Genomic DNA, 10,735 nt, shown 5'->3' on the forward strand with positions numbered 1-10,735 from the left:
TCCTGCATGATCAGCTGGCCGGCAGCAGTCCGGCTTCGAGGCCGAGGCCCAGATATTCGTCGAGCGCGATGGCAAGGTTGGCGCGGCGCTGCGGCTCCTCGAGGAAGCGCCAGACGCCCATCGGACCGCCGTTCGCCGCGCCTTGCGTCAGCGCGGGATCGCTGCCCCACGAGAGGCGCGCGAAACCTGCAGCGCCCGGCTCCAGCGTTTCGAAGGCGAGGCCCAGACGCGCGGCGATGGCGGCCTGATCTGCGGCCGCGCCGGCTTCGCGGATGGCGAGGTCGGGCTGGCAGCGGAACTGGCGCGGGCCGGTGGAGCCGGGAGGCACCAGCGAGTAGCGCAGGCATCCCACCTGCCGCCGCGTCGCCGCGAGCGTGCGGGCGAAGATGCAGTCGCTGGCGGTGATCGAACGCACCTGTGTCTGGCCGAGAACGGTTGCTCCCGAGAGCACCGCGCGCACGCCGGGCATGGTTGCAGGACCGAGCACCACGCTTTCCGTCACGTCCAGCCCCGGCACCGTCGCGGGCGCGGAAAGAGCGGGCAGGACGCTGCGGCGCAGGGTCACGTTCAGCCGGTCGTGGTCCCCGGCGATGGTGAGGCCGTCCGCGCCGAGCACGGTGCTGTTGGACACGACCAGTTCGCCGAGGTTCGCGGACCCGTCCGCCGCCACCCTGAGCGCGCCGCCGACCAGCAGGCCGTCGATCACCAGCGCGCCGGGATCGAGCGCATCGGCCGGAGCGGTCCCGGTGACGGCAATGTCGCCGGTCACGCAGGCGCGCCGGTCGCGGGCGGTGAGGGAGCCGGGGCGAAGGTCGCTGCCGCCGCCCTCGCGCGGGGTTTCCGGCCAGTCGACGCTGGCGAGGAGCAGCAGGCTGCCGCGCGGCAGGGCGATCGTGCGCGGGCCGGTCAGGTCCTCGTCGAAGCGGTCGTTGTCGAGCAGGACGATGGCGCCCACGGTCCCGGCAGGCTGCGCGTTCCACAAGGCCACGGCCTCGGCCACGCTGGCGAGCATGACGCCCGGAACCGGCGTGCGGCGGCGGCTGACGCCGACCTGCCAGGTGATCTCGCGGCCGCCGAGCAGCGTGGCGATTGCGGTGCTGCGATCGTAGGGGCCGCCGCCGAGGTCGCCCGGCGCCGCGAGGGCGTGGCTGACGTGGACGCCCGCAGGCTCTACGCCTTCGGGAAAGGCGACGCGGCCGCGCACCGGGTCGAAGGCGGCGGTGATCGGCCGGGTCACGGTGCTTCCCGTGGCATCGAGGTAGTCGAGCGTCGCAGGAGGCCGTCGCCATCCGCGCGCGTCGGCCACGTCATGCAGGTCCGCGCTGGCCAGTTCGGCGGAGGGCACCGCGACGAAGGCATCGCCCGTGCTGGCTTGCACCCAGAGTTGGACCGGCGGGCGATCGTCGAACCACAGCGGCGTGGGCGTGCGTCCCGCCGCTATGTCGGCGCGCATGGCTTCCAGTTCGAGATACAGCCTGCGCCGGTCGAGTAGAATGGGCAGGTCGGCCTCGCCCGCCGGAACGTCGGCAGCAAGCGGGCTTGGCGGGTTCCACAAGGGCAGTTCCCGCCCCGCAGGATCGCAAAGGAAGCGCCCCGGTCCGGCAGGCGCGGCTTCCACGGCGGCAAGCGGGTAGACCTGCTGGCGCCACGCGAAGATGCCGATGTTTGGCACGTTGTAGCGGCCCCGCCCGCGCGCGATGGGGCGGATGTCGAGCGTGTGCGGCAGCGCGTCGAAGGCGGTGTCGTGGCGCCGCATCCGCTCCGGTTCGCGCACCGTGGCGGTAGCGGGCGCGTCGAGGCGCAAGTGGCGCAGCGCCTGCGTGGTGGCGAGGCGGCGGAACATCTCGGCCGGCACGGCGGGCCAGCCCGTCGTCGCGCGGGTCAGGGTGCCGATGATCCCCAGCGTGCCCTTGCGCCGCCGCAGGCCGACGGTCTGGGCCACCCATGCACGCTCGGAGAAGTTCTCGGTCGGGGTCAGCGCCCGCACGGCGAGGAGGTCGGCGATGTAGGGTACGGCCCATTCCGGGCAGGTCTCGATGAACCAGCTTTCGCTCAGCTCCTCGATGGCGCGGGCGACGCGGTCGGCCTCTCCGCCCATGATGTCGAACAGCGCGGCGACGGCTCCCCCGGCATCGAGGTCGGCCTCGCGTAGATAGGCGGGCAAGGCGGTGTATAGGCGATCTGCATCCATGCGCATCATTGCACCTGCGTCAGCTGGAGGGCGGCGGGATCGATCGTCAGCAGTTCCGCGCCCTGCCACCCGTTGCCGAGGCGCGCGGCGATGGCCGCGGGAAGAACGGGGGCAACCGAGGCGGACTGGTCCTGCCGGTGGAAGCGGGTGAACCGCGCGGCGGTCACGCCGTCGACCGCGTGCAGCACGGCGGAGACTTCGGCGAGGCTGGCGGGATGGGCGAAGGCGCGCGCCGCGAACTCGAAGGCGGCCAGCAGCGCCTCGCGCGCGGCGGCCATGACCGTGGCGGCGACCGCATCGGCGGCAAGTACCAGCCCGGCGTGCAGGACAAATCGGCGCGATCGGTAGGGGGCGAGCGCGATCGGCAGGCCGTGGCGTTGCCCGGCATAGTCCCCGCCGCTGCGCACGGACGCGATCGACTGCTCCAGGTTGTCGAACAGGGCGTCGCCGGGCAGGGGGGCGCCGCCGCGCGTGTCGGCGATTGTCAGGACGACGGCGCGCAGCGTCCGGTCGCGTACAAGGGTGGCGTCGGCCTTGCCGATCCCGGCGAACGTGCGCGCATAGTCCGCCGCGTCGGCGAGGCTGACTATGCGGGCCATCGTGCGCACGGTGCTCGGCGCATTGGCGCGTGCGGTGGCGAGGGTCTCGGGGTCTTCGGCGCCCGATGCAGGGAGCGGGTTGATCACGCCCGAGAGTCCGGCGGGCCGCTGCAGTGGCTGGCTCAGCTGCCCGGCCCTGAGCATCCCGACAAGGCCGGTGCCGATGCGGTAGCGGGCGATCAGGTTGCCCTTGCCGCTCGGCGGGCGCGCGCCGGTCACGCCGTCGCCGAACTGGATGGTGACGGTGCCGTCGTCGGCGGTGCGGGTGGTGAACACGCGGTCGCGCGGGCCTTTGCCGACGAAATCCGCGACTTCGCGCCAGCGGGCGGGTCCGATGCGCAGTTCCAGCGTGCTCGCGCGGCCGAGCGGCGTGGGGGCCGATACCCAGGTCAGCGGCTTGCCGGGAAGCGCGACGGCCTGGAAAGCGAGCGTCGCATCGCCGTTGCCGATGGCGTCCTCGCGCGTTTCGCCGTGGCTGGCGGCGACGACGTTGGCGTTGATCCGCAGGCTGCGCGGGGTGAGCGGCGGGTCGATCTCGGCGGTGAAGGTCAGGCGGGTGGCGTCCCGTGCCGGGGGAGCGAGTTGCGGCGCGTCGCCGCCCGCCGCGACCGTGCCGATCTGGGCGATGGTGAGGATGCGCGCGGCCGCCGCGCCGCTTGCGGCCTCGGAGCCGGTCAGGGCGACGCGCTGGCCGACCGAAAGCCCGGCGACGCGGCGGCTCAGCGTCACGCTCTTGCCGCTGACGGTTTCGGTTACCGGCGTCATCGCCCAGCCGAGCAATTCGCTGACGCCGTGCACGGTGGTCGAGCGCGGCGAGAAGGCCGTCATCACAGGGCCGCTCAGCTTCAGGCGGGTGACCTTGCCGGACATGCCGAAATCGCTGACGCTGATCTCGCTGGCTTCGGTGACCTTGTAGGTCTCCATAGTCGTCCCGGCGCGCAGCACGACCCAGCTTCCCGCCACGAAGCGTTCGTAGACCTGGTCGAGATCGACATAGTCGCGGGTGGCGGGGAACGGCGCATCGGCCCAGCTGGAACGCCTGCGCGCATAAAGGCCGGGCGCGAGCTTGCGGGTGGTGTCGAACTCGATGATCTCGCTGATGTCGTCCAGGATGCCGCCGTAGCCGATCGCGCTTACGGCGGTGTCGCCGATGCCGCCCACGATGGCCCGCTTGATCGCCTTGGCCTCCAGCGCGGCTGCGGCGATCGGCAGGAATTCGCCGACGCGCAGGGCGAGGGGCAGCGACTCCCACGCGGGCGCATTGTGCCCGAACAGGCTGGCGCGCTGGCGCAGAGCGAAGACGCGGGGCGCCAGCTGCGGAATGGCAGCGGCGGTGCCGAGCGGTGCTTCGAGGACCACCTCGCTGCGTGCCGGGATCTGGTCGGCGGTGTCAGGAGGCACGTCGGTCACGCCCGCGACGCGGCGGGCCTGCCAGCGGGGGCTGGTGGTCGCGGTGTCCCGCTCGGAGCCGACGATCAGCACCATGTCGCCGGTGCGCAGCTGCGTGGGCGGCTGCAGCATGAGCTTGTCGTCCCCCGCCTTCGGTGCGACGTAGCGGACGCTTTCGGCGCGCAGGTCCTGCCAGTCCGGGCGAGCGTCCATGGCGGCGTCGGTTTCGAAGATCTGGGGCTTCTCGTCGGGGCCAGGGATGCTCATGATCCCGGACCCGGCGGGGAGCGAGACGACCTCCGGCGAACCGGGAATGGTGTCGCAGGTCACCGCCAGCCAGGCCGAGGCGGAGACGCCGGGTGCGGGCGCATAGCCGATCAGCCGCGCCAGTTCGAGCACCGAACGCCGCTCGGTGGCGGGGCGCAGGAAACCTTCGTTGCCGATGCGCTCATTGTAGAAGGCGAGGATGTCGAGCGCAGTGGCCCAGCCGTCGAGCAGGGCGATGGCCGGGTCGGCGGGGTCGCGCGTGGTCAGCCGGGCGAGCGCCGGCGCCTTGTGCAGCCGGTCCAGCATCGCGCCGTTGAAGCCTGCGTGCGTGGCCAGTCGCCACGGGATCATGGCGAGGTTCGCGGCGGGCGTGTCCGGCTGCGTGTCTGCGCCACCGAAGCAGGCGCATTCGGGGTCAGTGGTCATCGTCCGCCCTCCATGTCGAAGCGGATGCGGCCCCGGTCGGGATGGTCGGGGTCGTTGTCGAGCCGCAGCAGTTCCGGGCCAGTCGGTGCGATCACGCCGTCGGCGACCGGGTCTATCGGCGGCGCCCCGGCACGGCCGAAGCGCGTCAGCATCGCCGATCGCACGCCTTCCACGCCTACGGCAGCGGCGAGGATCGCGCTGGCGTGCACCGGGTCGCCGAAGCTGCGGCGGTCGGGATGGAAGAACCCCGGCGTCCCGTCCGGCGCGGTGGCCGCGCTGAAAGTGCGCTCCAGCCGCTGCCGCACATCGGCGAGGATCGCGTCGGGATCGACGCAGACGTGCATCACGATGTCGAGCGGCACGTGGACCGGGTCGGCGACTTCGAGGTCGAAACCGACCATGCGCTTCGCTTCCAGATGGGCGAAGAGGTCTGCGGCGAAGTCCGGGTCGTCCGTCGCGGACAAGCCGCCGATGCGGTCGACGATGAGGAACACGGTGTACCAGCTTCCCGTCCAGCGAATGCGCGCCTGTGCGCGCTGGACGCCGGGCAGTTCCTCCAGTGCGGCTGCATAGTCGGCCTCGGTCACCGCGCGGTCCTGCCGGGCGACGCGGGCGGGGGCGAAGCGGCGGATGTGCGCGGCATCCTCCCGGTCGCGGCCGCCCTGTGCCGGGAGCGGGTTGGTGACGGCGACGATACCTTCGTGCGGCGGCAGGGCGACGTGGCGCAGCACGTCGCGCCCGACGTTTCCGGCCGCGCCGCCGCCCAGCCGGTAGGCGACGGAGAAGCGTGTGCCCAAGGCAGGCCGCACGCCCAGCCGGTCGTCGCCGAAGCGCAAGCTCACGGTGCCGCCGTGCTCGACTTCGGCGACGGCGGCGCGGGCGAAGCGGTCGGCGCCGAGCAGGTCGGGCAGGATGTCCCACGCCTGCGCTCCGTCGGTCAGCCGGATCGCGGCATGGGTGGGTGCTTGGGCGGGCGGGGCAAGGAAGCCGGAGACCGGCCCCGATGCGGCGAAGTCCGGTGCGAAGACGACGCCGGCATGCGCCAGTTGCGGACGATAGGGTCGGTCCGTGTCCCGGGCGGTGTCGGGCAGGAGCGTGGCCTGCGGCTCCCAATGCCCGGCATCGGCAGGGGCGAGGTTCGCCATGGCGAGGGCGCAGGGACGCACTTCACCGGCAAGGCTCAGGCTGTCGAGAGGCAGCGCGAAGGGCAGGGCGTCCTCCTCGTCCCACGCGACGTCGCAGACCGGGGTGCCGTCCACCGGATCGACGGCGTGGCGCACGGCGGTCAGCCGCACCGCATGGCGCAGGCGCGGGTCGGCGTCAGTGGCCGCGCCGGTCTCTGGATCGGCGCTCTGGAGCAGCATCAACAGGTCGCCGGGGGCAAGGTTCAGCCGGGGCTCGTCCACCAGAGTGACGCCGAGCGCGCCGGGCTGCAGGCAGCAGGCCGCATCGGACCAGGTGTGGATGGGGATCGCGTCGTGGGCGGACCACAAGGTCACGTCGGCCATCGTCTCGAAGATCGCCGCGCCCGAGCGTAGCGCCGCGTCGCGCTGCGCGGCGGTCTTCAGCACCGCCTCGCGCCCGGGCTGCATCCCGGCGACGAGCTGACCGGCGGGCAGCACCCGGCCGTCCATCGCCGATCCCGCCGCGACGCCGAAGTGGACGAGCGTGCGGGCATTGGCGCCTTCGTCCACGCGGTAATCGACCAGCCGCGCGTGGCGGCGCAGCGATATGCGGCTGCGCGCGGTGCCGAGGTAGGCTTCGGTGCCCGCCGCGTCCTGCGCGTAGCTGAGCCGGTCTGCGTGGTAAGCCAGCGTCTCCACCAGCGCGAGGTAGGGATCGGCCGCGCCCCGGTCGCGCCAGCCGGGCATCAGCACCGCCAGCCTGTCGAGCATGACGCGGCGGAAGCTGGCGTAGTCCTTCGCGAGATAGTCGATGCGCGGTTCCTCGGCCACGACCGGGGGGCAGCGGTGCACGGGGGCGCAGTCGAAATCGCTGGGGCAACCGGCCTTGAACAGGAAGTCGATGGCGGCAAGGCGCGGGTCGAAGCGCTGCGGTGGTTCCTCCTCCCCGCTCGCGCTGACGAGGTGCAGGACGTAAGTGGAGAAGTCCCCGGCGGCATTGACGCGCAGGCGTATCCGGTTACCGTCGGTTTCGATCAGTTCCTCCACGCCGATCCCGGTCACGCGGTCGCCGCCGGTCACGCTGAAGTTGGCCGCGACCAGCGGCGGCGAAGCGGGAACGCCATCGGTCTCGCCGGGCAGCGGATGGACGAAGAACACGTCGATCAGGGTCTGATCCGGGGAGGCGATCTCCAGATAGTCGAAGCCGTTGATGGCGTCGGGCTGCGGGTCGCCCAGGGTATCGCGCACCGCCGCCACGCGGCGCGCCTCGCGGCAGAGGTAGCGGGCGGTCATGGCAGCGGCCTTTCGATCGTTGCCAGCTTCGTTTCGCCGCTGGCGCGCAGGACGTAGGCGACGCGGATGCGCAAGGTGGCCTCCTCGATGGTCACTTCCACCTGCCCGACCTCGATCAGATCGCCGAGCCACTGGCCGAGCGCGCCCTGCAGGCCGAGTTCGACGGCCACGGCGATCGAGGGATCGTTGCCGCCGAACAGGATCTGCCGCAGGCCGCTGCCGAAGTCGGGCCGCATCACCCGCTCTCCGGGAGAAGTCAGCAGGAGCTGGCCGATCAGCATCCGCACATAGCCCTCGGCGTCCATGGCGGCGGTGCGCCCGCCTGAATCGAAGGCGAGGGGGAAGGCGATGTGCGGCGCCTGCGAGGTGGCTGGCTGGGTCATTGCGCGATCACTCTCGTCTGCACGGTGGTGACGGTGGGAGGGCCTTGCGGGATCTGCTCGGCGCTCTTGCACAGGCCCGGCGAGGTGGAGAGGATCAGCGGCTGCCCTCCGGCGGTGACGCGGGTGGCGGGCACCAGCCACTGCACGTTGACGCAGGGCTGGGGCTTGGTGCCCGCGCCTACCGGCACCTGGAACGGGCAGGCGGCGATCGTCGCCATGTCGGCCATGGTCGCGGCGGGCATCCCGCCCAGCATGACGCGCGGCGATCCGGGGGCGATGCTCATCTGCCCGGAGTGGGGGCACATGCCGAGCGCGCCGACGTGGAGGATCGGGCCGGGCATCAGGTCACCACCAGCGCGCCCTGGTTCACGGTCACGGTCGGTCCCGTGAGCATGATCGTCGCGCCCTTGCCGTTGGTGATGGTGATGCCGACGTCGTTGATCGCGATCATCGCGCCGGTCATGGTCTTGAGCAGGAAGCCCCCGGTCGGCCCGGGGGTGTCGCTGATCATCAGCGTGTTCTGCCCGGCGGTCTGGATCACGAAGTTCGACAGGCCGGGCGTGCCCGCCATCGCCAGCGGCGGGACTTCGCTGGTGCTGTGGTAGTAGCACCCGGTCCAGATCGGGTAATTCAGGTTGCCCTGTTCGAACTCCACCCACACGCCCGCGCCGATCTGCGGCAGCCAGTGCATGCCCATCTGCTTGCCGGTGGCGGGAAAGCACGGTTCCGCCCACGTCGAGGGGGCGAGGCCGGGACCGTCGGGAACCTGCACCATCAGGCGGCCGGTCTGCATCGGGTCGATGTTGTTGATCACCGTGCCCCGATACTTTCCGTAATAGCGGCGGGTCTCGGTCATGCGGCCACCTCCTGCGTCCATGAGCCGTGCGCATTGCGTGTCAGCTGGAAGTTCTGGCGGAGTTCCCCGCGCTTGATCGAGGTCGTCACCGACTTGACGAGGTAGACGCCGTCGTGATGCGGCCCGGCCCCGCGCACCGGCACCAGCCGCCCGGGCACCAGCACCCGGCCGTAGCGAGCGACGTCGAGCGTGCCCGAGGCACCGACCACGCGGCTGGCCTGCGCGGCTTCTCCCAGCCCGCGCATGACCAGTTCGGGGACGTCGAGCCGTGCCTGCGTCTCCCGGTCCGAATTGCGGCCGAGGTCGGCGAGCTTGGAGAAGCGGGCATAAGGTATCCAGCCCGGCCCCATCGGCGGGCTCAGGACCTCTCCGGGAATGGGGATCGGGATGGTGAGGCCGGTGCCGCGCACTTCCTGGCTGAGCAGGTAGGGCAGCAACTTCTGAGTGCCGTCGAAGGTGAAGTTCAGCGACTGCACGTTGGATGCCTGATCCATGTTCACCGTCAGCGCGGGCTGCATCGAGAAGCCCTGGCTGTTGAAGTTGCCGCCCGGCGTCAGGCCGCCGAGGTCCGGCCCCCAGTAGGCGGTCGTCACGCCTTCCTCCTCGGTCGGCTCGACCATGAAGACGTAGCCGCAATCGCGGGCGAGACGGTTGACGTGGCCGTAGTCGGTGCCTTGCTGGACGTGCCAGCCGTTCACCGGATTGGGGATCGTCCAGCTCGGCGGGGGAAGGATCGCGGCGATCACCCCCAGCGGCGTCCACCGGGCGAGGATGAAGGCGACCTGGCCCATCGGCGGCATCCCCGGCATCGGCAGGCCGGTGACGTCGTACTGGTCCATCAGTTGCGTCACGTCGCCGCCGGTGACGCTGAGGGTGGCCTTGCCGCTCTCGTTCGACTGCGCGACGTCGTAGCGAGCGACGAACCCGTCGAGCAGCACCGTGCGCAGGCCGTCGATGGTGAGCGAGAAGATGAACCGCTTGCCCGGCGTGAACATGCCGCCGGGGAGCATCTCGGTCTCCACCGCGCCGCCTTTGGCGAGGTTCAGCTTCATCTGGAAACCGCCGCGCGGAGACTGGCGGGTCACCTGCAGTTCGGTGATCGCGTCGATCAGCGCGAGCGGCACCGGGTCATGGGTGATGAACCCGGTGCGGATCGAGAGCTGCGCGCCCCTAAGCATCGCCCTGCGCCTGATGCGTGGGGCCGGGCAAGGGCACCATGACCCGCGAGCCGGGCGTCGCGGCGAGTGCGTCGATGTCGGACAGCCCGGCCGCGTCGGCGAGGCGCCAGTCCAGTTCGGCCCGGCCGTAGGCCCGCGCCGCGACGAGGTCGGCGCGGTCGCTTACTCCGATTTCGGCGACCCCGGCGGGGGAGAACGCCTCGGGCGGCGGGATCAGCCGCCGGGTGACGTAGGCCGCGTCACTGCCGTCTGGCAGCGTGACGGTGGCGAGCGGCAGGCCTTGATAGCGGCTGGTCGCGCCGAATGCGGGCTCGGCGCCGGGGGTAAGGCCGGGCAGGACGGGAAGCGGCGACGTGCTCATTGCAGCGCCTCCAGCCCCAGATCGGACAAGGCCCGTCCGCCGAAGCGCCCGGCGAGGCTCTCCTTGCGCCCCTGATAAGCAAGGTAGAGCGAGGCAGGCCAGCTGGTGAAGCCAAGGTCGTTGGCATTGAGCACCCGCAGCGACAGCTTCACTTTGGCGCGGATCGGATTGAGCGCGGTGTCGAAGGCGTCCTCGGTCACGCTCATGTCGGTCAGGCGCACCGGCATCACCCGCGAACGGCCCCAGACGAAGACGGTCAGCGGTTCCGGCGCGGGCAGCACCTCGATCGCGCCGCGCGCCGCCTGCGCGTGGGCCGCGCGCATCGCCGCGAGGCCGGGGTAGAGCATCCGTTCGAGGATCGCGAGCTGGGGCCAGAGGCCGAGCGTGGCGGCATCGTCGGTCGGCTCGGCATTCTCCAGCGCATCGGTGGCGTCGAGTTCGGCTTCCAGCGAGATCGTCTCGGTCGGCGGGCCGGTGAGGCGGGTCGCCTCCTCCGCCGGGGCGCCATCGGTCGCGCCGCGCGGCTGCAGGGTGCGGGAGAGGGTGTCGGGGTTGTACTGTAGCGGCACGACCTCGATCAGCACGCCGGTCTGGGGCTCGACACGCACGAGACCGGCCTTGAGCAGACGGGGGGTGAGGGGGGAACTGGCCATCGTCGCGCCTTTTGC

9 protein-coding genes are annotated in these 10,735 nt (G+C 71.6%); all 9 read right to left on the bottom strand.

The window, feature by feature from the left end:
- Positions 1–10: 10 nt before the first annotated feature.
- From QRN25_RS23070 to QRN25_RS23110, 9 genes are read right to left on the bottom strand one after another with little or no spacing between them, the layout of a single operon-like run.
- Positions 11–2,191 (bottom strand): hypothetical protein, encoded by a 2,181-nt coding sequence (locus tag QRN25_RS23070; RefSeq protein ID WP_285021656.1) that lies wholly within the window; start codon positions 2,189–2,191, stop codon positions 11–13.
- Between the two features lie 5 nt (positions 2,192–2,196).
- The gene (locus QRN25_RS23075; RefSeq protein ID WP_285021657.1) at positions 2,197–4,872 is read right to left on the bottom strand and encodes a baseplate J/gp47 family protein; all 2,676 of its coding nucleotides are present in this window, start codon (positions 4,870–4,872) and stop codon (positions 2,197–2,199) included.
- Entirely contained in the window at positions 4,869–7,289 is a 2,421-nt protein-coding gene (locus QRN25_RS23080; RefSeq protein ID WP_285021658.1) for a baseplate J/gp47 family protein, read from the bottom strand. The genes QRN25_RS23075 and QRN25_RS23080 overlap by 4 nt, the downstream gene beginning before the upstream one ends.
- The gene (locus QRN25_RS23085; RefSeq protein WP_008831700.1) at positions 7,286–7,672 is read right to left on the bottom strand and encodes a GPW/gp25 family protein; all 387 of its coding nucleotides are present in this window, start codon (positions 7,670–7,672) and stop codon (positions 7,286–7,288) included. The genes QRN25_RS23080 and QRN25_RS23085 overlap by 4 nt, the downstream gene beginning before the upstream one ends.
- Positions 7,669–8,013, bottom strand: a complete 345-nt coding sequence (locus QRN25_RS23090; protein WP_285021659.1) for a PAAR domain-containing protein — start codon at positions 8,011–8,013, stop codon at positions 7,669–7,671. The genes QRN25_RS23085 and QRN25_RS23090 overlap by 4 nt, the downstream gene beginning before the upstream one ends.
- Positions 8,013–8,528 carry a phage baseplate assembly protein V gene (locus QRN25_RS23095; RefSeq protein WP_008831698.1) on the bottom strand — a complete coding sequence of 172 codons (516 nt, stop codon included), beginning with the start codon at positions 8,526–8,528 and terminating at the stop codon, positions 8,013–8,015. The genes QRN25_RS23090 and QRN25_RS23095 overlap by 1 nt, the downstream gene beginning before the upstream one ends.
- On the bottom strand, positions 8,525–9,706 hold the full coding sequence (locus QRN25_RS23100; RefSeq protein ID WP_285021660.1) for a hypothetical protein: 1,182 nt from the start codon (positions 9,704–9,706) through the stop codon (positions 8,525–8,527). Before QRN25_RS23100 ends, QRN25_RS23095 begins: the two co-directional genes overlap by 4 nt.
- A complete protein-coding gene (locus tag QRN25_RS23105; protein ID WP_285021663.1) occupies positions 9,699–10,067 on the bottom strand; it encodes a hypothetical protein in 369 nt (122 codons plus the stop codon). Before QRN25_RS23105 ends, QRN25_RS23100 begins: the two co-directional genes overlap by 8 nt.
- Entirely contained in the window at positions 10,064–10,720 is a 657-nt protein-coding gene (locus QRN25_RS23110; protein WP_285021664.1) for a hypothetical protein, read from the bottom strand. Before QRN25_RS23110 ends, QRN25_RS23105 begins: the two co-directional genes overlap by 4 nt.
- Between the last annotated feature and the right edge of the window lie 15 nt (positions 10,721–10,735).

The sequence above is a fragment of the Novosphingobium sp. fls2-241-R2A-195 genome, assembly GCF_030209485.1.
Taxonomy (GTDB): domain Bacteria; phylum Pseudomonadota; class Alphaproteobacteria; order Sphingomonadales; family Sphingomonadaceae; genus Novosphingobium; species Novosphingobium resinovorum.

Excerpts from the sequence above, each read along its gene's own strand:
- QRN25_RS23070 (WP_285021656.1), bottom strand. The coding sequence starts at position 2,191 with ATGGATGCAGATCGCCTATACACCGCCTTGCCCGCCTATCTACGCGAG.
- QRN25_RS23075 (WP_285021657.1), bottom strand. The coding sequence starts at position 4,872 with ATGACCACTGACCCCGAATGCGCCTGCTTCGGTGGCGCAGACACGCAG.
- QRN25_RS23080 (WP_285021658.1), bottom strand. The coding sequence starts at position 7,289 with ATGACCGCCCGCTACCTCTGCCGCGAGGCGCGCCGCGTGGCGGCGGTG.
- QRN25_RS23085 (WP_008831700.1), bottom strand. The coding sequence starts at position 7,672 with ATGACCCAGCCAGCCACCTCGCAGGCGCCGCACATCGCCTTCCCCCTC.
- QRN25_RS23090 (WP_285021659.1), bottom strand. The coding sequence starts at position 8,013 with ATGCCCGGCCCGATCCTCCACGTCGGCGCGCTCGGCATGTGCCCCCAC.
- QRN25_RS23095 (WP_008831698.1), bottom strand. The coding sequence starts at position 8,528 with ATGACCGAGACCCGCCGCTATTACGGAAAGTATCGGGGCACGGTGATC.
- QRN25_RS23100 (WP_285021660.1), bottom strand. The coding sequence starts at position 9,706 with ATGCTTAGGGGCGCGCAGCTCTCGATCCGCACCGGGTTCATCACCCAT.
- QRN25_RS23105 (WP_285021663.1), bottom strand. The coding sequence starts at position 10,067 with ATGAGCACGTCGCCGCTTCCCGTCCTGCCCGGCCTTACCCCCGGCGCC.
- QRN25_RS23110 (WP_285021664.1), bottom strand. The coding sequence starts at position 10,720 with ATGGCCAGTTCCCCCCTCACCCCCCGTCTGCTCAAGGCCGGTCTCGTG.